The organism is Chryseobacterium joostei (assembly GCF_003815775.1).
Classification (GTDB): domain Bacteria; phylum Bacteroidota; class Bacteroidia; order Flavobacteriales; family Weeksellaceae; genus Chryseobacterium; species Chryseobacterium joostei.
Genome location: NZ_CP033926.1, coordinates 1,718,828 through 1,737,912 on the forward strand (window position 1 = coordinate 1,718,828; position 19,085 = coordinate 1,737,912).

Sequence of the window (19,085 nt, forward strand, 5' to 3'; positions counted from 1 at the left end):
ATTATTTTAGCTGAAAACATAATTAATGAACTGGATTATTAGAAGTACAAAAAAGGTAAAATTTCATACAAATCTTCAAAAAGTTCTCAAACCTATTTGGGAAGATCTCTCTGATTATAGCTGGATCTTGACCGATCTAGATTTTGTTCCTAATGAACAACCAATTCCAATTAATTTTGATGAAGACTTTTTTTTGTTAGATCATCAACAATTTGAGCAGTTATATAAAAGTAATCCTCAGGTCATTTGGGGTATAGTGGCTGCTGTACCAGGTAATATTGAACCGGATACTTCATTAATTTCAAAATTATCTGCCGAGGATTCCCTCGTTTGGGAAAGTAATCATTTTCTAATACAGGAAAGTATTTTAGAAATTATAGCTTTTGATAGTGGATATACCATTTTAAAATTTAAAGACAAAAAAATTTCTGATAAGTTTAAAGAATATTTTCAGGAACAGGCGGTAGATCTGCAAAAATTCAATAAAAAATATAGTAATCGAACATGAAAAAATTTATCTCAGAAAAATTTCATATTATTTTTTTGATGGCCACTTTAGTATTTATTATATTCTCATTAATTAGTGCCAATATAGGGATAAATCATATGCTCAAAAATCCTAAATACACAATTGGAGAAGCCATTACAGATTGGCACCAAAAGAATAATAATGGTGTTGGAACAGATTACAAATATCATTTTAACTATAAAATCTACTTTAAAACCACAAGTAATTCGTATAAAAAAGGAGATAAGTTTCTTATTATCTTTGATTCTATTAAACCTGAAAATACAGAGGTACTCGATATTTATTCTATTGAAAATTATCTTATTGATCTAAAAATCCCTGAAAAGGGCTGGAAATATGAGGATGTACCTTTTAATATTGATAGTAATATTATAAAAAAATATGTTCAAGATTGGAATGTTGAACCATTTGAATACATTCAAAAGTAAGTTGAACCCAGAGGTCCAACTTAACTTTTATTTCTTATAACTGATCCAGAAACTCAAGATACATCGGAACACTATTTTCAATCCATTCCTCAGAAGAATTACGCTCTATGCCATAGTATACAAAAGGTTCTTCGTATTTCGCTTTAATATAATCAAAGGTTAGCTCATAGGGACGGAAAAGTTCATTCATCGTGTACTTATATTCTCCTGACTTGCTGTAGCCTTCTTTATCAATTCCGGCGGTAACAGCCAATGACATTTTCTTTCCCTCCAGTTTAAATCCGCTGTTACTCCCATAAGCCCAGCCATACAAAACAACCTCATCAAGCCATTGCTTTAACATTGGCGGACTGCTGAACCAGTAGAAAGGAAACTGAAATACAATTTTATCATAGGATTCCATCAACTCCTGCTCTCTGGCTACATTAATTTTCCCGTCAGGATAAGCTTCGTATAATTGATGAACTGTATACTTTTCAGGATATTTCGCCAATTCCTCGATCCATCTTTTGTTAATGATTGATTTTTCAATATCAGGGTGTGTGACAATAACTAATGTTTTCATTATGTTTAAATTTCTGTCGCAAAATTACGATACGTAACTTACATTTTGTACATTAGCAACCTATTGTATGGTACTATAAAAAATGTAAGTAATGACTAAAATAAAGGAAACCTCAACGAATTTCGCCAATAAGAAAGCCCTTGCAGATGAATGTCCGGAGGTGTATGCATCCAACATTATTGGTGGGCAATGGGCACTTGCCATCTGTTGTTATCTGATTAATGGCAAAATGAGATTTGGAGAATTAAAGAAACGTCTTCAAAACATTACAGAACGCATGCTCACTCTTCAACTCCGCAGATTAGAGGATGATAAAATCATTACAAGAACCGTGTATGCAGAAGTTCCACCACGGGTAGAATATGAACTGACTGAAATTGGCTATAAACTGAAACCTATTATCCTTGAATTTGAAAAATGGGGAAAAGAGCATAAAGAACTTATAGAAGAAAGTAAATAGTTCTCCATTTTGTTATTTTATGTAAATTTAATAATCATTAAACTCACAAATTAACAAAATGAAAAACTTAGCTTTATTAATTACCCTCGTTACTACTATTTTTTGGGGAACATCCATAAGCGCCCAAAAGATTTCTGATGGCCAAACACTGGAAGTCAATGGCATGAACGTCACATTCAACATTCTCAATAAGGAAAGTATTGAATCCGGAGGAAAGCAGTATGACCGCTATAAGGTGTCTGCAACCGTGAAGAATACTTCAGACAAAGCATATAATATCAGGTTATCTGCATTTCCACAGATTGTAAGCAATATCAACCTTGTAGAATTAGACTGCATCAATGCAACCGGAGCAAGGCTGACTTCCAAAAAAATTGAACTGAAGATGAAAGCCCAGATCATCAATGTTACCTATTCTGCCTATGACAAATCCGGAAAATTTACTACCAGCACGATTCCTGTAACCGGAAGTTATTATTTTGATCCGGGTGATTCTATTAGTAACAACGCCATTTTTATTGTTCCTCAAGGTGAAAAGCCTGATGTTTCCGTAAGAAGCCTAAGATAAAAAAATCATGCCGACTGATTTTCTTGTCGGCATGTCTATATTGTTTTAAATTATTTCCACAAAGGTTTATGTTCTAAAACTTTTGCGTGAATAGGACAAGTTTCATGATGTGCTCCTTTCAGGTAACCTGTACTCATTAAAAATTCGTTAACAATTTCTCCTCCTGTAAATTTAAATGTCTTCTTGAAAAGCTTCATCCATTCCTGCAATGTTTTGGGATGGTGATGTTCCAGCCATTTTTCAAATGAACCAAATTCTTGTTGCAGCTCAATAATGGTCTTGGCATTTTCAATGGCAGCATTTACTTTCAGCTTATTTCGGATAATTCCGTTGTCATTCAACAATCTTTCGCGGTCTTCTTCAGTGTAGGCTGCTATTTTTTTAATATCAAAATTGTCATATGCCTTTCTGAAGCTTTCTTCTTTTTTCAGAACTGTTTCCCAGCTCAAACCTGCCTGATTGATTTCTAAAATCAATCTTCCAAATAATTCATTATCATCATGAATAGGAAACCCGTAATAGTTGTCGTGGTAATTTTTGTGCAGCTCCTTCCTGCTTTCAGGCTGCATTCCCTCTATCGCTAAACAATAACTCATTAGAATATATTTTCTGTTTTGGTTAAGAATTTCTCCATGGCTTCCTTAATATCAATCCCCGTACGGTCTGCAAGGGTGATCAGCCACCAGATATTTTCTGCTAATTTATGTTCCAATTCTTCTGCTGAATCTTTTTTCAGCCATGTTTTCTCATGAGACATTACATTTCTTCCAACCAGTCCCGCATCAGTAAGATAAGCAAGAGCATCTTCTTCCAAGGTCCATTGGGTTCCGTTGCTTTTTATTTCCAGCTGATGATATTTTTCCCTGATGTCCAAGGAACGTTTGATGATTTTATCAAAATTATTAATGTCCATATTTTGTTTTTTTAATATAAAAATTTCAGGGTATAAAGATAAATCAGGATTGTGACAACTGTTAGTCAGTAGTGTTTTATTTTTTTATAATTGTAGAAACTGAATATGCTTCTATAATTACTGAAAATATTTAGTAGTTTAGGTTTTTCAAAAATTCAACTATGAAATTTCTCTTATCCGTTCTATTTTCCTTGTTTTTAACTTCTGTAAATGCTCAAAATCTATACTCCAAGGCTTATGGAAATAAAAAGAATCCTGCTGTAATTTTTATACATGGCGGACCGAGTGGAAATGCTACTTTATTCGAAGGAACTACTGCTCAAAAGATGGCTGACAAAGGATTTTATGTTATTGCCTACGACAGACTTGGAGAAGGACGATCCAAAGATGAGAATGCAACAATGACCTTCAAGGAAAGCTTTGAGGATTTAAAACAGATTTACAATACCTATAAGATCAAAAAAGCACATATTCTTGCCCATAGCTTCGGAGGAATTATCGGAACATTATTTACCAGTCAGTTTCCTGAAAAAGTGAGATCACTTACCCTTGCCGGAGCATTATTTACCCAACAGGAAACCTATGATCATATTTTAAAACAAGCCAAAGAACATTTCAAAAATGACCCAACTCAGTTAAAGGAGATTTCTGAAATAGAAAATCTTGATAAAAATTCTGCTGCCTACCGAAAAAGATGCTACGAAATGGCCAGCAAATTGGGCTTCTTTGATATGCCCAATCCAACCCCGGAAAGTGAAAATTTAAGAAAAGAATATCAAGCTGGCGAATTCTATAAAAATAATATCAGAAATGCCAACTCTCCTATTAAGTTTTACCAGAATGAACGATTGAATAACCTCGATAATACTGTTATTTTAAAAACAATCAAAAGAAAAGGTATACCTATGTATGCTGTATATGGAAAAAATGACGGCATATTCTCCAATAAACAGATCAATGACCTTAAAAATATTGTGGGAAAAGATAACCTCAAGCTTATTGATAACTGTTCCCATTATTTATTTGTAGACCAGCAGGATGAATTTTTAAAATTTATGGAGCTTAAATTAAAATAAAGTGTAGTTTTGTAAAAATGTCAAATACCAAAGTTCATATGAAGACCTACAAAGCCATCATAACGATGCTTATACTGGCGTTTTCATTATCTCCATGCTCTGTTAAGAGAAATGTTCTGGATATTTTTGACATTCAATACATCAGCGGATTAAACAAGGTAAAAACGACCTCAGGACTTTCCCAAAATTGCGATATAGCCAACACTTCTTCTAAAACTTCTGTTTCAAAAACTGAAGCTAAGATTATTGACAAAAAATTCTTTTTCGCTTTTGATTCCACTAAAAGCAATATTGGAGAAGAAAAGATATTTTTCAACGAGTATTCTGGACATACTACAGGCAACAGCCCCCCGAAATATATTTTATTTAAAAGACTAAAATTAAGTATTATTTAAACTTTTTTAAATCCAATAATTTAAGTTTTTTACAATACAATATTAATTTCAATGAAACATACTACAAACAGCCAGTCTTCTGATCTGGCCGGATTATATACTTTATCCCTCCGCATGGTTATCGGATGGACCTATTTTTCAGCTTTTTGGCGCAGACTTATCCTTGAAAACAAGCTTATTCCTGATGAAAAGGGATATATCGGAGAAAAATTCAATCATTTCTTACCCAATGCCTTAGGAATTAAACCTGTCATAGAATACCTGGTGACCCATCCAGATGCCTTGCAACGGTCTATGATGATATTCACCATTATCGAAGCGATTGTAGGATTATTAATCATTCTTGGTCTTTTTACACGATTGATGAGCATTGGGATCTTCAGTCTTGCATTGGGGATTTTGTTAGGCTCCGGTTGGTTGGGAACCACTTGTCTTGATGAATGGCAAATTGGTGTTCTTGGGGTTGCAGGAGGATTTGTTTTATTTCTTACGGGTAGTGGTCCTTATTCTCTTGACTATTATTTTATGAAGAAAAATAAGGGTTTCACCCAAAGAAAATGGTTCCAATGGCTAGGCTCCGGGAATCTTCCTGTTTCAAAACCCAAAACACTCGTGTTGGCTGGTTCTTTAATAATCTTTGGTCTTACCCTTTACACCAATCAGTATTTTCATGGTGGCGTCTGGGGAACACTGCATAATAAGTCTGTGAAGCCAAAGCTTGAAATCTCCAACATTTCACACAATAACTCGGATTTAAAATTTGAAGTGTATAGAACTGAAGGAGCAGATGTCTACGGTTCTTTCCTTATCGGAATCCAAGTTTTGGATAAAAAGGGAAATATTTTAAAGGAACTGGATCAAAAAGAACTTTCAAAATTGTCTAAGGAAAGCATTAAAAATCATTATGTAACCAAGGTAAAACCAGGGAAACACAGTCTCGTAATTCCGTTGGGAGCCAAGGCAGATGTTAGCTTCAGTATTCATGATATTCTTCAAAAGGAAGAGATTCATGCTTTGAAACTAATTGATATCAGTGGTATTGAATGGGCAGAAAGTATCCGATAGATTTAAATTTAATGCTATAATTTGTGGGTATACGCAAGGGCGCACATTTTTATCTATTGCATGTTGCAAGAAAGGGGTTTTATCTTCGATACCATTGTATATTTTGATCATAGAAAGTGAATTTTTGCGTCCTTGTGATTACCAACAGAGATTTGGGAAATGAGGTTTTCCTATTTTTAATTTTTGGCTAAAGCCATACGAATGATATATTTATTATAAAAGCGGACTAAAGTCCGCTCCTATTGATGTTTAATGACATAATCTTTAATCATTTAATTTTTTAAACATCTTATTTCTCTGTTACATTCACCTGATAAATACATGAACTATCCGGATCCAGTTTCAGGACTTTTATTTCAAGTAAAACATCCAGTCCCATGGTATCGCATATTCCTTGTACAAATGGCTTTATGACCGGCCATTTCAACAGTCCTGCAATTTGAAGACTTTGGGTAATTTTATGGTAGCGGTCTACTCCTTTCATCAGCATTTCAACTCTGTGCTCATTTAATTCTTTAAATTCAAAATTATATTCGGGACTGGATGTAAATACTGCTCCGATAAGTATTTTTGCCACTGCAGGAATTCCTGGTTGTAAATTGGGTTTTGTTTGCAGATTTTTCAAAGTCATTCTTGATCCTAAATCATACATAAATGTATTGGAAAGCTGTTCGATAGCTTCGGCACCATACAGTTTTCCGGCCTGTTTAAGCAGCCCTCCGTAAAAAGCTCCGGTAATATCCGAAAGACGCTGGGTTAATTCTGTAAAGTTTCCGGGAAAGAAGTCTGATATGATCTGAGCCTGGTCCATTTCAGGAAGATAAATATCATGTTTCCTGAAATCTGATAGTGCCATAAAGGTTTCCGGCAGTTGTATTGGATTCATGTTTAAATTTTATAAAGTTTTGGTTATTAGTTGATGTAAAATGTTTTAAATCATAAAATACAGTATCATTTTAAGGAAGTTTAATGATTAAAAATCTTTTAATAAAATCCTGTCAATGGAGAAAAAAGTATGGTTTCCTACTCCTTCATATAGACTTGAAAATAAGAAGCAGTCATCTTTACTTTCCCATATAAACAAATATTATAGCTCATGGAAAGCTATCGTATAATCTGGAATTGATTTATAAATAATGCAGGAATATTGCATTCCGATCTTTACCTTTTGAAAAGGCATAATAAGAGTAAGGGAATCTATTCATATTTTTTTCATTTGGTAGTGTAAAGCTAAAAAAAATAAATAAATTCTCCAATAAGTGATATTAATTTATAAAAAAGAAAATGAGCTTTGGTAACCTAACTATTGAAAAATAGTTTAGCCCTAATGAAATCTAAAATAAAAAACAGCTTCATCAATTTTTGGCAAAAAAGCCTCCGAAATTTTCGGAGGCTTTTTATATTAAAATTTAGTGCATGGCTTCACTTAAATCTATTTTTTCTTTACTTTTCCTTTCTTTTATAAACAAAATGAACGGAATACAAACTAAGAATGCAATTCCTAAATAAAGGAAGACATCCATATATGACAGTACCGTTGCCTGTTTAGTAACAGTAAGATCCAGCATTTTATAAGCAGCATTCATTGCCGCATCGGGAGTCATCCCTTTAGCCATGAAACTTGCCTTTAACGCACTTAATCTCTGCTGAACATCAAAGTCATTGGAATCCAAATGAGAAATCAAATTGACTCTGTATTTTTGGCTGGCATTTGCGATAAATGTTGTAATTGCAGCGATCCCGAAAGATCCCCCCAACTGTCTCATCATCCCTGTAAATGCAGCTCCCTGACCAATTTCCTGACCTTTTAGCGTACTTAATGATAATGATGTGATCGGAATAAATAACAACCCTAATCCTGCTCCCCTTACCATCAACATCCAGAAGAATGCTTCTTTACTGGTATCTGGAGTCAGAATTTTGTACCCCCAGAAGCTATAAACAAAGAATGTAAATAATCCTAAAGAAACAAGAATCTGCTGTTTCACTCCTTTCGAAAGCAACCTACCAATAATAGGCATCATAAAGGCGGTCGTCAATGCAGCCGGAATCATCAATGCCCCCGACTCTAAAGCCGTCCATCCCAAAATACTCTGGGTATATAAAGGAACAATGAATGTTGACCCGTACAGACCAAATCCTAATACAAAGGACATCGCCGTTCCGATTCGTAAGTTCCCGTTCTTCAAAACTCTAAGCTCTACAATCGGATATTTGAAGGTAAGCTCTCGCCAAAGGAATAATATAAATCCTAATACTGCTGTCGCCGTAAATGTGATGATCATTCCACTTTCAAACCAGTCTTCTTCATGTCCTCTTTCCAAAATAAACTGTAATGAACCAACCGTTACAGCCAGTAAAGCAATTCCTAACCAGTCTACATCTGAGGCTTTACGCTTCTCAGCATATTTCGGACTTTTTATAAACTGTAGTGTCATTAAAGTGGCTGCAATCCCGATAGGGATATTAATATAGAAAATATAAGGCCAGCTAAAATTATCTACAATATAACCTCCTAATGGCGGGCCTAATGTAGGACCAATAATTACTCCCAAACCATAAATAGCCTGAGCCATACTTCTTTTTTCAACCGGGTATGATTCCGTGATGATGGTCTGCGATGTTACCAATAAGGCTCCACCTCCAATCCCCTGACACAATCTGAAAAATACCAGTTCCCAAATATTATCTGCATTACCACATAAGAATGAAAATACGGTAAAAATGATAATAGAGGCTGCAAAGTAATTTCGTCGTCCAAACTGTTGGGAAAGCCAGCTTGTCATTGGCACAATAATTACGTTACCAATGGCATACGCCGTAATTACCCATCCCACTTCGGAAAGTGTAGAGCCCAGGTTACCTTTCATCTCGTTCAAGGCAACGTTCACAATCGTGGAATCCACAATTTCCAGCAAAGCACAAAGAATCGCTGTGATTGTAATAATCACTCTTCGGGCTCCATATTCTACTAATGAATCTTGCATAATTTTTTGTACAATGTATTGATGTGAAAATTTTGTAAAACGTACAATGTAAAATGTATTGATGATTTAAACGTTGGCTAAAACCATTCATTTCAAATCATTCATAAGATCATTTTACCTCAATACATGAAGTACTATTTCAGTGAAACCTCTGCTTTCACGTTCATCCCTGTTCTTAGTTTTTTGGCAATGCTAGGATCCAATTTTACAAAATCAATCTTAACAGGAAGTCTTTGCACTACTTTCACAAAGTTACCACTTGCATTATCCGGAGGAAGAATAGAGAATGTAGAACCTGTAGCCGGAGAAAATGAACTTACAACTCCTTCAAATTCTTTATCAGGAAAAGCATCAATTTCAACTTTCACTTTTTGTCCCTCTACCATTTTATGAACCTGAGTTTCTTTGAAGTTGGCAACCACCCATTTCTGATCATTTTTAACTAAAGAAAACAACTGTGATCCTGCTTGTAAATATTGTCCGGCCTGAATAGGAACTTTGCCAACAAATCCATCTTCAGAAGCCAATATTACAGTATATGATAAGTTTAATTTTGCATTTTCAACATCTACTTCTCTTTGTTTAGCCACAGAACCTGCAACACTGATTTGTTGAGAGCTGGCAGCTGTTTGAGATGATGCGATATTAGTTTGCTGAGCAATTTGGTTTCTTTGGTCAACTAAAACCTGTAATTGCTTATCTGCTGTTTGTTTTGCAGCTAAAGCCTGCTCATATTGCTGCTCTGTAATGGAGTGATCCTTCACAAGATTGGCATATCTTTTCAAATCCTGAGAGGTTTTCCAAACATTTACTTTTGCTGCTTCTATCTGTGCATTAGCAGTTACTACTGCTGCCTCAGAAGAACTGATATTTTTTGAAGTTGCAGTGGTAGAAGCTTCTGCATTTGAGATATTGCTTTTCGCTGTAGACAATGCTGCCTGGGCTTGTTCAAGAGCCATTTTCTGATCTCTGCTATCTAAAATAACCAAGGTATCCCCTTTCTTTACAAATTGATTATCTTTTACTTTAACTTCGGTTATATATCCTGAAATTTTAGAAATAACAGGAGACATATTTGAAGCAATTTGAGCATCATCAGTCTCTTCGTGATATTGTCCGTAAGTGTATGCTCTATAACCGTAGATTCCTCCACCGATTAAAACAACCGCCAAAATTATTGGAAAGACTAAACTTTTTTTCTTTTTAGGTTCAGCCACTTGTTTATCATTATTTTCCATTGTTGGTATCGTTCTTAAGTTTATTTAATTGTTAAAGTTCCTGTAGTCTGTAATAGTTTTCTGTAGGCTAATGCTGCATCTGCTTTTGCATTGATAACTCCTACATTTGCTGAAATCTGAGCTGCGTCTGCATCCAATAATTCTGTCATGGTGGCAAGACCGTTATCATATTTATTTTTTGTGATTCTGAAGTTTTCATTAGCCTGTTCAGCAGATTTTTCAAAAACAGCAATTTTCTTTTTAGAATAATCTGTATTTTGATATTCTCTGTTTACATCAAGTTTAATGTTATCATTCAATAATTCATCTGTAGCTGCTAATTGCTTTTCTCTGGCTTGAGATTGCTTTAATGATGAATTTTCTTTCCAGATATTAGACAGATTATAAGAAATCCCAACTCCTACATTCACCGCATTGTAAATCGTAAGAAACTTAGGAATATCTGCTGCCACATATCCTCCTGTAAATGCCAGGGATGGAAGATTCTCTGCCTTTGCAGACTTTGTTCCCAATTCTGCTGCCTTTCTTTGTTGTGCCAAAGCCTGTAGATCCTTACGATTTTCTCTGGCTTCATTCACATAAAAGTCAACAGGTTTTACCTCAGAACCTTCTTCAATATAATTTTGGTCTACATCAATTTCTGTAGTTTCAGGAAGTCCTAATAACAGGTCAATATTGATGTTGGCAATATTATAATTATTCTTGGCTTCCAATAATTGAAGTTCAATGTTTGAAGTTTGGAGATTTGCCTTTAACCTGTCGTTTCTGGCTATTAATCCGTTGTTCTCCATTTTAAGGAAAGTTTCATCTCTCTTTTGTGAAGCAATAAGATTTTCTTCAAAAACCTTAATAGCCTGGTTGGCTTTAAACAAATTATTGTAAGCCTGAGCTACATTGTAAGCAATGGCAATCTTGTCATTCTCCGTACTTAATTTTGAAGCTTCTACCAGATATTTTGCGGACTGAATACCATACTTGATTCTTCCGCCGCTGTAAATAGGTACACTAAGGTTTGCAGAACCATAAAGCACTTGGTGTACTTCCGGACCTCCTGCTCCACCTGATACTCCTGGAAGTTTAAGCTCTACGTTGGGTTTTATCGGAAGATACATATAGCTTCCTGAAACTTTCAATTCCGGAAGTTGTCTGTTTTTAGCCTCCAGAAGATCAGCTGTAGCCTCTTCGATCTTGGCTGCATCGATCTTGAGATTCTTGCTGTTCTGGATTCCCAGCTGCACAGCTTCGTCAAGAGAAAGATTTTTTTTCTCCTGAGCATTTGCATTTGCTATTCCTACGAATAGTGATAATGCAATCACTGAGTTATTTATTCTCTTCATAACCTAAAAGGTCTTTTAGTAAATGTTTTATATGTTTATTAAGTTCGGTATAGTATGTTTCGTCAAAAACATCATCTTCTGCTGTATCATTAAGGAATTCCTTATACATTTCCTTGGCATTGAATGCATAGAATAAAGTTCCGCTTATCGTAGAATGAAGCAGATAAATAGGAGGATTTTTTGTAAAAACACCACTCTTCAGCCCACTTTCCAATATTCGGGAATACATGGAAAGGAATGACATTTTGGTTTCCTTTAAAAACGCTACAATCTGCGGATTCTCTGCATGAAGCTGTTCTCTCTGCATAATCCTGTAAAAGCATTTTTGGGTTCTTATTCTATTGGAAAACTGGTCTATTATTTTCTCAATTTTCTGCCATTCATTAAGGTCAGTTCTCTCTACAATATCCTTTGAAAAAAACTGCCCCTCATTCATTCTGTATTCAACCAATTTTTCATAGAGTTTTTCCTTAGAACCAAAATAATACGAAATCATAGAGATGTTTACATTAGCCATTTTTGCAATTTCCCTGGTGGAAGTTCCATCGAAACCCTTTTCAGCAAAGAGCTTTTCAGCTGCAAACAATATATTTTCTTCTTTTGAAATCATGTCAGTGTCCATTTTTCAGGGCGCAAATTTACATAAGTTTTCAACTGAATCAAACGATTGATTGGTTTTTTAAGATTGATTTAATTTATCAGGAATAAAAGACAGCCTCTATGAAAGAATAAGGAAGTCATACAGAAAGGTTAAATTCACAGAAATAATGAATACAATTTTAAAGATTATTTAAATATTCTAAAACAATTCAAAAAAATTATTATTTTTATCGACTTTAAAAATTTTAAATCATGAAAAAAATAATCTCAGTTCTGGCCATCAGTTTATTTGCATTTACTTATGCACAGGAAAAACCTAAAGAAGGCGGATGTTGTGCAGGAAAAGATAAGAAAGAATGCTCTGTAAAAGATAAAAAGGCATGTTCTGACGCTCACCATAAAGGTTGTGATGCAAAGATGAAAACAGCAGAAAATACTCCAAAGGCAAAAGATAAAAAAACTGTAAAGGAAAAAAAGGCAGCTTAAAATTATTATACCTTATAGAAAAATAAAACTCCGGAAATTGTCCGGAGTTTTTTATTATGTACTTTTATGAATATATCTCGATAGCTTTATCCCAAGATCAGTCCATACTATTTTAGGGTTTCCATTTCTGGTAAGATGCAGATCTGCAGTATTGATTTCTTCCAGAATACTTTCAATATTGGCCCCACTGATGAATTTTGAAAAACCCGCCCAGTTGAATCCATTGGCATTAATCTTTTTATATACCAAATTTTCTGACTGATAGTTCTGAAGAAGAGCAAGTCTGAAAATCTCAGAACAGTAATTTAAAAAATTCTTTTGCTTTTCCCTGTTCCAGCCGGCAATTTCTCTTGCCCATACAATAATGCTTCTAAGGTATTCAGGTTTCTTTTTTACCATAAAGGCATCACGAACCCATTGTACAAATAGTTTTTCAAACTCATTGCTTTTATCCCCTGAATTCAGCAGTTTTATAGCTTCATTCAGATTTCCCTGTGCTTCATGAACAATCTCTCTTATTTTTTCATCAGAAACAGAAAAGTTCTTTTTTAAATAATTTTCAAGGTCTTCATCATTAATTCTCGGAACCTCTACGATCTGGGTTCTGGAAAGAATGGTGGGAAGAATATCATTGGTGTTTTCTGCAGTAAGAAGAATAATGGTTTTTGCCGGTGGCTCTTCCAGAAACTTTAGAAACTTATTGGAGGCGGCTACATTCATTTTATCAGCTCTCCAGACAATAAGCATCTTGGTTCCGCCCTCAAAGCTTTTTAGAGCAAATTTTTGGTTCTGGTCATCAATCTCATCTGCAGAAATGAAAAGTTGCTTGTTTTCAGACTCCAAAAAGGCAGTCCAGTCATCATAGCTTGCATAGGGAGATGCTAAAATCATTTCCCTAAATTCCTCGAATTTATTTTTGCTTAATGAATTTTTGTTGTCCGTAAAAACCGGAAAACTAAAGTGAAGGTCAAGATGATTAAGGTGCTCCACTTTTGAAGCGGCATGCTCATTTTCCTGATTCAAAATTTCCTTAGCATAGGCCAAAACCATGGGTAATGTTCCGTAGCCTTCTTTTCCTACAAAAAGTTGGGCATGGCTCACTCTATTTTCGGTGATGCTTTCTCTAAGAAGTTTTTTCAGATTCCCCTGTCCGGCGATGTTCTCCCAATTCATGTTCCAAAGATAAAAAATCTTATTTCAATTTATAAAATTAAGTCGGTTTAATCTGTGATAAAAATCCCTTATATACATTTTAGGGCACTCCAAGCCCTATTATAGGAAACATCAATCATTTAATTAGAATAAATTTGAAATTAAATTGCGTACAATTTAATTTTTGAAAATACATTTGCATTATAAATTTTAAGCTAACTTAATACAAAGAATTCAGCCAATTTTAATCATCAAAATAAATTAAAAATGAATAAAGAATCCGAACAGAAAATAAGAGAGGTTTTTCAGCAACAGAAAGCATTTTTCAAAACCAATCAAACGAAAGATATAGAATTCAGAAAGGCCCAGTTAAGAAAATTCCGTGAAGTATTTTTAAATCACACGGATGCTCTTTGTCAGGCTTTGTTTATAGATTTGGGGAAAAGCCGAAAAGAAGCTGAATATGTGGAAATTCAAATTGTGATCAGTGAACTTGATTATTTTCTGGAAAATATAGATGAATGGGCAAAACCTACATCTGTCCCCTCAAAACAACATCCATCCGGCACCGAAGTCATCAGTAAGATCATGTATGAGCCGTACGGAGTGAATTACATCATCGGGCCATTTAATTATCCTGTTCAACTGACATTCAGCCCACTAATCGGAGCCTTGATTTCGGGAAATACTGCTATCTTAAAACCATCAGAAAATACCCCTCATGTTGCCAAAATCCTGGAAAAAATTGTGAAAGAGTCTTTTGAAGAGTCTTATGTGACGGTGATTCAGGGAGCTATTGAAGAAAACACATTATTATTAAGCCTTCCTTTTGATTATATCTTCTTTACAGGAAGCCCGAATGTGGGGAAAATTGTAATGAAAGCTGCTGCTGAACAATTGATTCCTTTAGCCTTAGAGCTTGGAGGCAAGTCTCCTACCATTGTTCACAAAGATGCGGATCTTGATAAGGCAGTGGAAAGAATATCCTACGGAAAATGGATTAACTGCGGGCAAACATGTGTTGCTCCTGACTACATCTATATTCATGAGTCTGTAAAAAGTGCCTTTATTGAAAAATTCAAGGCTCATTTAAAAACCGTTTACAATGATGAATCTTTAGGAAAAATAGGAAAGATTGTGAGTCAGAATCAGATTAAGAATCTGGCTGGTTATCTGGAAGCAACTCCTGAAAAAGTAATCTATGGAGGAAACTACGATCTTGAAACCCGTCATTTTGAAGCTACTTTAATGGATCATATAAACTGGGACGATCAGATAATGCAGCAGGAAATTTTCGGACCTATACTTCCTATTATGACTTATCATGATATTAATGAGGCTCTGGAAGAAATTAATAATCGTCCAAAACCATTGGCTTTATATGTTTTTACAGAAGATCAGGAATTTGCAGATTATATTTTAAGCCATACAACAAGTGGTGATGCAGAAATCAACAGCACAATTATTCATGTAGGCTCTCATTATTTACCTTTTGGAGGTGTAGGAACTTCAGGAATGGGAAAATATCATGGAAGATTCAGCTTTGAAAGTTTTAGCCACAGCCGTTCTGTTCTTAAGGTGAAATAATTCTATAAACCCTGTTACTAAAAAAAGGCCGTTATAGGATTATAAACGGTCTTTTTGCTATAATAGAATTACTATTTTTATGAATAAAAAATTGCATTTTTCTCTTAAAGAAAGGCCCTTAACAAACTTTAACCACATATAATTTTTACAATTCATTAATATTTAAGATATTTGCGCATTGTTTTAAAAATAAAGAATGAAAAAAATCTTTGTAGTATCATTCATATCGGTTGGATATTTCCTTAATGCACAGAGTCTAAGCAACTCGCCTTATGCAACATATGGAATTGGAGATGTAAAATATGATAATACGATCGAAACTGCTTCCATGGGAGGTATATCTACTGCTTATATAAGTGACTTTACGAGTAGTTTCAACTTTGCAAACCCTGCAAACAACACCAATTTCGAGCTTACAAGTATAAAACTGGAGGCCACCAACGAAAACAATTATTTCAAATCGAATTATAACGATATGAAATCTACAAAGCATTCAACTTACCTTTCTAATATTGCTTTGGCATTTCCTATCTCTTCAAGGGTAAAAATGGGGATTTCCTATCAGCCTTATAGTTCAAAAAGTTATGATATAGCAACTCAGCAGGTTACTGAGGGTGGCACTACATACTATAACGCATTTAAAGGAAGTGGTACGTTGAACACTGCAGCAGTTGCTGTTTCTTACAAGATTAACCAGGAATTCTCTGTAGGGGCAAGAGCCAATCTTTATTTTGGAGATTTATATGACCTTAATGAGTTTCGTACTTCATATTCTGAGTACATCAATGGATATGAAACGAAAAACAGAGTTAGAAACTTTAACTTTACATTGGGTACCAGCTACCAGACGTTAAATACTCGTACTGATAAAAAGTTAACGATAGGGGCTACAGCTACTTTCGGGAACACTAGCAATATGACTACCGAATATATCAACAGTACTTACAGATATGCAGATGCAGCAGGAACTAAAGTTGATGAAAATATCTTGGAACAACAAGATACAAAATCCAAAAATCTACTTCCATTACAGGCTTCTGTAGGGGTAGGATATGGAAGTGATAACCATTGGTTTGTTTCCGGGCAGGTTGACTATAAAAAGGGAGAGGAGATTTCTTATTTTGGTAAAACATTTGACTTCCAGGATACTTATAGAATTTCTGCCGGAGGATGGTATTTACCTAACTATAACAACTTCAGAAACTACTTCTCAAGGGTAGTCTATAGATATGGAGCGTTCTATGAAAGAGGAAATCTGAAATTAGAAGGGAACAGCATCAATAAATTTGGTATTTCAGCCGGTGTAATGCTTCCATTCAAAAACAGTAGTATTACGAGAATGAGTGGCCTTGAACTTGGTATAGAAGTAGGTAAGAGAGGAACTCTTAATGATAACCTTATCAACCAGAACTTTATCAACCTAAAAATCGGCTTTAACTTTGCTGATAAATGGTTCAGAAAGTCTCTTTATAACTAGAATGAACTTTTCAAAAAAAATAGTATATAAAAATATAGCATGCCTTTTTAGTTGTGCTATATTTTTTATATTGACATCCTGTGAGGAGGATCTTACCAAAAATAAAGGTAGCAAAAGCAAGAACTTTCCATCACAGATCATTAATAACGCCAATATTGTACAACGTGATTCGGGTTTTGTAGTCCTAAAGGCCAAGGCCCCGATTATTGAAAAATACGAGTTAATTGACAGCCCATATGTGGTAGCCAGAAAAGGGATTGATATTGAATTCTTCGATAAGAAAAAACCCAAGATTCCGGGAAGAATTACAGCCAAGTACGCCCGTATTTTTGAATATAAAAAATTCTACGAGGCAAAAGGTGATGTAAGGATTAAGACCAATGAAGGGCAAAGATTTGCCATGCAAAGTATTTATTGGGATCAAAAGAAAAATAGAATCTATACGAAAGATACAGTGTATGTAACCATGGAAGACGGCTCTACCCTAGTAGGCGCCAATGGGATGACTGCTAAAGATGACTTCTCTGAATATACATTTTACAACAACTCAGGAGATTTCAGTTCAAAAAGACTTTCTGAGAATAAAAAAACGACTCCTTAATCATGAAATTTCGGGTTATCGGGCTTATGTCCGGAACAAGTCTGGACGGCTTGGATATTTGTCTTGTAGAGTTTAAGAAACAAGACAGATGGACCTTTGAGATCCTAAATGCCGATACCCTGCCCTATTCCACAGATTGGGAGAATAAGCTTAGAAACTCTATTCATCTTTCCGTAGACGACCTGTTGGAGCTCCACTCGGAGTATGGCTTTTATTTGGGACAACAGGTGAAAGAATTTATTGAAAAATATCAGCTTGAAGATATTGACATGATTTCATCTCATGGGCATACGGTTTTTCATCAGCCTCAAAGAAAATTCACCCTTCAGGTCGGAGATGGCAGAGCTATCAAACTAGAAACGAATTTACCCGTTATCTATGATTTCAGAAGCCAGGATGTTTTGATGAAAGGAAACGGAGCACCTTTGGTACCTATTGGTGATGAGCTTCTTTTTTCAGAATATGGTGCCTGTCTTAATCTGGGTGGATTTTCAAATATCTCCCTTCAAGACAATGGGAAAAGAATAGCCTTTGATATTGCTCCTGTTAATATTATTTTGAATACTCTAGCCAGGCAGCTCGATAAAGGTTTTGATGAAAACGGCGATCTTGCAAGAAAAGGAAAAATAAATGAACGTTTACTCAACCAATTTAATTCCCTGGACTTCTACCAACAGTCTCACCCAAAATCTTTGGGTATAGAATGGTGCAATCAGCATGTATTTCCATTGCTTGAAAACATAGAACCACTAGAGGCACTTGCTACTTTTACAGAACATATTGCCCAGCAAATTTCAAATACCATCAATAAAAATAAGATTAAAGATATATTGATAACCGGAGGAGGTGCCTATAACACCTTTTTAATAGAAAAAATAAAGGCAAAAACAAAATCTGAGGTAATCATCCCTGAAAAGGAGATCATTGATTATAAGGAAGCTCTGATCTTTGCATTCATGGGTGTTTTAAAAATAAATAACGAGATAAATATCTTATCTTCAGCCACAGGAAGCACTTCTGACCACAGCTCAGGAGTCATTGCTTAACAGTACAATTTACAGCATAAAAAAACCTTCATTTTCATGAAGGTTTTTTATTTATTATTTATAAGCTTCGATCTTATCTGTCAACGTATTGATAAAGTTCTGTAATGGTTTTTCTACCATCATTTTGATAAATGGATTGAATTTTCCTTCAAACAACATCTGAACTTCAGTCTGGTTCTCATTGATAGGATTTAAAGTTGCTGTTAATGAAAAATCCAAGCTTGAGCTTGCAGACTTCAAAATAGCTTTTTGGTCAGTTACTTCATCTATTTTCAATGCAATTTCCGGCATCCCCTGCAGTCCAAACTTAAAGCCATTATCTTTTGTTTCAAATTTTTGAAGACCGTCTGGCATAAAATCTTTGTAATTTTCAGGCGTTTTCAATAATTCCGACAGCTCTTTAGATGATTTATTGACAATAATTTTTCGTCCTTCTAAATTCATTTTTTATTTTTGTTTTTAGTTTCTTACTTCTTACAAATGTATAAAGTTTTTTGAACGAAAAAAAATTATTAATACCTAAGCATCCTGAGAAACTTAAAAAACTAAATAATCATTGATAATTCAATTAAATC

At 34.7% G+C, this 19,085-nt stretch carries 22 protein-coding genes; 12 read left to right on the forward strand and 10 right to left on the reverse strand.

The window, feature by feature from the left end; all coding sequences use genetic code 11:
• Positions 1-25: 25 nt before the first annotated feature.
• Together EG359_RS07780 and EG359_RS07785 are read left to right on the forward strand one after the other, a co-directional pair.
• Entirely contained in the window at positions 26-508 is a 483-nt protein-coding gene (locus EG359_RS07780; RefSeq protein ID WP_076352304.1) for a hypothetical protein, read from the forward strand.
• Positions 505-957: a hypothetical protein gene (locus tag EG359_RS07785; RefSeq protein ID WP_076352305.1), complete on the forward strand. Its 453-nt coding sequence runs from the start codon at positions 505-507 to the stop codon at positions 955-957. The genes EG359_RS07780 and EG359_RS07785 overlap by 4 nt, the downstream gene beginning before the upstream one ends.
• A gap of 34 nt (positions 958-991) precedes the next feature.
• Here EG359_RS07785 and EG359_RS07790 read toward each other — a convergent pair whose 3' ends face one another.
• On the reverse strand, positions 992-1,522 hold the full coding sequence (locus tag EG359_RS07790) for an NAD(P)H-dependent oxidoreductase (RefSeq protein ID WP_076352306.1): 531 nt from the start codon (positions 1,520-1,522) through the stop codon (positions 992-994).
• Positions 1,523-1,613: 91 nt separating this feature from the next.
• On the opposite strand from EG359_RS07790, the gene EG359_RS07795 reads away from it, so the two are divergent.
• Complete coding sequence (locus EG359_RS07795; protein ID WP_076352307.1) at positions 1,614-1,982, forward strand: winged helix-turn-helix transcriptional regulator; 369 nt, start codon at positions 1,614-1,616, stop codon at positions 1,980-1,982.
• Between the two features lie 58 nt (positions 1,983-2,040).
• Positions 2,041-2,550, forward strand: a complete 510-nt coding sequence (locus tag EG359_RS07800; RefSeq protein ID WP_076352308.1) for a hypothetical protein — start codon at positions 2,041-2,043, stop codon at positions 2,548-2,550.
• A gap of 50 nt (positions 2,551-2,600) precedes the next feature.
• Here the strand turns inward: EG359_RS07800 and EG359_RS07805 are convergent, their stop codons facing one another.
• A complete protein-coding gene (locus EG359_RS07805; RefSeq protein WP_076352309.1) occupies positions 2,601-3,146 on the reverse strand; it encodes a DNA-3-methyladenine glycosylase I in 546 nt (181 codons plus the stop codon).
• Positions 3,146-3,463: a nucleoside triphosphate pyrophosphohydrolase family protein gene (locus EG359_RS07810; protein WP_076352310.1), complete on the reverse strand. Its 318-nt coding sequence runs from the start codon at positions 3,461-3,463 to the stop codon at positions 3,146-3,148. Before EG359_RS07810 ends, EG359_RS07805 begins: the two co-directional genes overlap by 1 nt.
• 161 nt (positions 3,464-3,624) lie before the next feature.
• On the opposite strand from EG359_RS07810, the gene EG359_RS07815 reads away from it, so the two are divergent.
• Genes EG359_RS07815 through EG359_RS07825 form a run of 3 tightly spaced genes read left to right on the forward strand, consistent with a single transcriptional unit; the run spans position 3,625 to position 5,999 of the window.
• A complete protein-coding gene (locus EG359_RS07815; RefSeq protein WP_076352311.1) occupies positions 3,625-4,539 on the forward strand; it encodes an alpha/beta hydrolase in 915 nt (304 codons plus the stop codon).
• Positions 4,540-4,556: 17 nt separating this feature from the next.
• Positions 4,557-4,934, forward strand: coding sequence for a hypothetical protein (locus tag EG359_RS07820; RefSeq protein ID WP_076352312.1), 378 nt, complete (start codon positions 4,557-4,559; stop codon positions 4,932-4,934).
• Positions 4,935-4,985: 51 nt separating this feature from the next.
• A complete protein-coding gene (locus tag EG359_RS07825) occupies positions 4,986-5,999 on the forward strand; it encodes a TQO small subunit DoxD (RefSeq protein WP_076352313.1) in 1,014 nt (337 codons plus the stop codon).
• A gap of 289 nt (positions 6,000-6,288) precedes the next feature.
• Here the strand turns inward: EG359_RS07825 and EG359_RS07830 are convergent, their stop codons facing one another.
• The 5 genes from EG359_RS07830 to EG359_RS07850 form a co-directional block, all read right to left on the reverse strand.
• On the reverse strand, positions 6,289-6,885 hold the full coding sequence (locus tag EG359_RS07830; RefSeq protein ID WP_076352314.1) for a hypothetical protein: 597 nt from the start codon (positions 6,883-6,885) through the stop codon (positions 6,289-6,291).
• Between the two features lie 523 nt (positions 6,886-7,408).
• Positions 7,409-8,986 (reverse strand): DHA2 family efflux MFS transporter permease subunit, encoded by a 1,578-nt coding sequence (locus EG359_RS07835; RefSeq protein ID WP_076352315.1) that lies wholly within the window; start codon positions 8,984-8,986, stop codon positions 7,409-7,411.
• 134 nt (positions 8,987-9,120) lie between these two features.
• The gene (locus EG359_RS07840) at positions 9,121-10,224 is read right to left on the reverse strand and encodes an HlyD family secretion protein (RefSeq protein ID WP_076352316.1); all 1,104 of its coding nucleotides are present in this window, start codon (positions 10,222-10,224) and stop codon (positions 9,121-9,123) included.
• Between the two features lie 20 nt (positions 10,225-10,244).
• On the reverse strand, positions 10,245-11,561 hold the full coding sequence (locus tag EG359_RS07845; RefSeq protein ID WP_076352317.1) for a TolC family protein: 1,317 nt from the start codon (positions 11,559-11,561) through the stop codon (positions 10,245-10,247).
• A complete protein-coding gene (locus tag EG359_RS07850) occupies positions 11,545-12,171 on the reverse strand; it encodes a TetR/AcrR family transcriptional regulator (protein WP_228422174.1) in 627 nt (208 codons plus the stop codon). Before EG359_RS07850 ends, EG359_RS07845 begins: the two co-directional genes overlap by 17 nt.
• 242 nt (positions 12,172-12,413) lie before the next feature.
• On the opposite strand from EG359_RS07850, the gene EG359_RS07855 reads away from it, so the two are divergent.
• Positions 12,414-12,647: a hypothetical protein gene (locus tag EG359_RS07855; protein WP_076352319.1), complete on the forward strand. Its 234-nt coding sequence runs from the start codon at positions 12,414-12,416 to the stop codon at positions 12,645-12,647.
• 54 nt (positions 12,648-12,701) lie between these two features.
• Here the strand turns inward: EG359_RS07855 and EG359_RS07860 are convergent, their stop codons facing one another.
• Positions 12,702-13,820, reverse strand: a complete 1,119-nt coding sequence (locus EG359_RS07860) for a DNA polymerase III subunit (RefSeq protein WP_076352320.1) — start codon at positions 13,818-13,820, stop codon at positions 12,702-12,704.
• Between the two features lie 246 nt (positions 13,821-14,066).
• Here EG359_RS07860 and mdlD point away from each other — a divergent pair, with 246 nt between their 5' ends.
• The 4 genes from mdlD (at position 14,067) to EG359_RS07880 (ending at position 18,510) form a co-directional block, all read left to right on the forward strand.
• Positions 14,067-15,386, forward strand: a complete 1,320-nt coding sequence (gene mdlD / locus EG359_RS07865) for an NAD(P)-dependent benzaldehyde dehydrogenase MdlD (protein WP_076352321.1) — start codon at positions 14,067-14,069, stop codon at positions 15,384-15,386.
• Between the two features lie 196 nt (positions 15,387-15,582).
• Positions 15,583-16,863 carry a hypothetical protein gene (locus EG359_RS07870; RefSeq protein ID WP_076352322.1) on the forward strand — a complete coding sequence of 427 codons (1,281 nt, stop codon included), beginning with the start codon at positions 15,583-15,585 and terminating at the stop codon, positions 16,861-16,863.
• Between the two features lies 1 nt (position 16,864).
• The gene (gene lptC, locus EG359_RS07875) at positions 16,865-17,464 is read left to right on the forward strand and encodes an LPS export ABC transporter periplasmic protein LptC (RefSeq protein WP_076352323.1); all 600 of its coding nucleotides are present in this window, start codon (positions 16,865-16,867) and stop codon (positions 17,462-17,464) included.
• A gap of 2 nt (positions 17,465-17,466) precedes the next feature.
• Complete coding sequence (locus EG359_RS07880) at positions 17,467-18,510, forward strand: anhydro-N-acetylmuramic acid kinase (RefSeq protein ID WP_076352324.1); 1,044 nt, start codon at positions 17,467-17,469, stop codon at positions 18,508-18,510.
• Positions 18,511-18,564: 54 nt separating this feature from the next.
• On the opposite strand, the gene EG359_RS07885 is transcribed toward EG359_RS07880, so the two are convergent.
• Positions 18,565-18,954: an orotate phosphoribosyltransferase gene (locus EG359_RS07885; RefSeq protein WP_076352325.1), complete on the reverse strand. Its 390-nt coding sequence runs from the start codon at positions 18,952-18,954 to the stop codon at positions 18,565-18,567.
• Positions 18,955-19,085: the final 131 nt, after the last annotated feature.